The organism is Facilibium subflavum, assembly GCF_003574485.1.
Classification (GTDB): domain Bacteria; phylum Pseudomonadota; class Gammaproteobacteria; order Francisellales; family Francisellaceae; genus Facilibium; species Facilibium subflavum.
On sequence record NZ_KZ984703.1, the window covers coordinates 1,024 to 2,122 of the forward strand.

The window sequence follows — 1,099 nt, forward strand, 5'->3', positions numbered from 1 at the left end:
ATTATAGAGGAAATGCCAAATGAATCTGAATCAAAAAAAATTACGTTTATTATTGTTGATTGGGTTGTTAATGCCTTCGTTAAGCATGGCCAACAGCTATGGTGGTGGAACTTTTTATCTGGAGAATGATTCACCATATGCATTCAACGTTGCCACTATTGATACACATTGCGCCAGTGATGTGACCTATAGTGATAATAGTCTTGCAGCAAAGACAACGGTGCTGGGCTCAGGAAAAACAATAGCATTAAATTTTAATTATTCTGCTGCGTGCGCCGAAGAAGGGGGGGTGAGGCATCACATGTTAAATTCGCATTAATGGATAGTAGTAAGGTTGTTGCAAGCTTCGATGCAAGCATTGGAAGTGTGCAGGATCCACAAGATGCATATTATCGTGCTTATCCTGCATCAACTCAGTACACGATACAAAAGGATAATGGGCAAACATTTATTATCCGGTAATTTTTAAAGAACGTGGAGAAACGTATGTTTACAATAAAATATAAATCACTATGTAAGTATCTTGTTTTGTCTAGTAGTTTAACGGCATTATCCGTTGCCCATGGGCAAATAACCAATAAAGTAAATCCTTCCTATGGTTCAAGTGATGGGCGCGTAGTTGTTAATTTTGCTAATGGCCTTTTTGGTCCCTATATGAGATCAGTAATAATTAGAAGTAATAACTGTGAAGTAACACGATATGCAGGAGTGATAGCTGGTAAAGTTCATGATAGAGTGAGTGTAAACTGGGGTCAGTTTGACTGGATCACGTTAAATGGAGAAAATATATATGGAACGTTGGCAAATCCTGCGTTAGAGACAGCTGGTGGAACCATATCATGGGGAACATTGTCAGGGAATGGTTGTACCATACCTGCACAAACAAATGTGAATATTTATCCATTTTTGACCAATAGTACAAAGTTGAATGCTGGTAAGAAATTAAGTGTTAATTTTACAAATAGCAGTAGTGCTAAAGTTGAAATTGTACGCAGGTTCTCTACAGCTGAAGCAGGCTGTCCTTTGTGGGGGAAAGAACATCAATTTACGCTGCCAGGAAATTCAGGACAATATTCATCAACGATTAAGCTTGCTTTTT

Annotated in this window: 3 protein-coding genes; all 3 read left to right on the top strand. The window is 38.1% G+C overall.

What is annotated here, in order from left to right:
* Positions 1-19: 19 nt before the first annotated feature.
* The gene (locus DNK84_RS00500) at positions 20-319 is read left to right on the top strand and encodes a hypothetical protein (RefSeq protein ID WP_119342626.1); all 300 of its coding nucleotides are present in this window, start codon (positions 20-22) and stop codon (positions 317-319) included.
* On the top strand, positions 319-462 hold the full coding sequence (locus DNK84_RS14140) for a hypothetical protein (protein ID WP_162902124.1): 144 nt from the start codon (positions 319-321) through the stop codon (positions 460-462). The genes DNK84_RS00500 and DNK84_RS14140 overlap by 1 nt, the downstream gene beginning before the upstream one ends.
* 24 nt (positions 463-486) lie before the next feature.
* A partial coding sequence (locus DNK84_RS00505; protein ID WP_162902125.1) for a hypothetical protein occupies positions 487-1,099 on the top strand: 613 nt, incomplete at its 3' end.

What these genes read in the sequence shown, in the direction of transcription:
- DNK84_RS00500 (WP_119342626.1), top strand. Translation starts at nt 20, where the DNA reads ATGAATCTGAATCAAAAAAAATTACGTTTATTATTGTTGATTGGGTTG.
- DNK84_RS14140 (WP_162902124.1), top strand. Translation starts at nt 319, where the DNA reads ATGGATAGTAGTAAGGTTGTTGCAAGCTTCGATGCAAGCATTGGAAGT.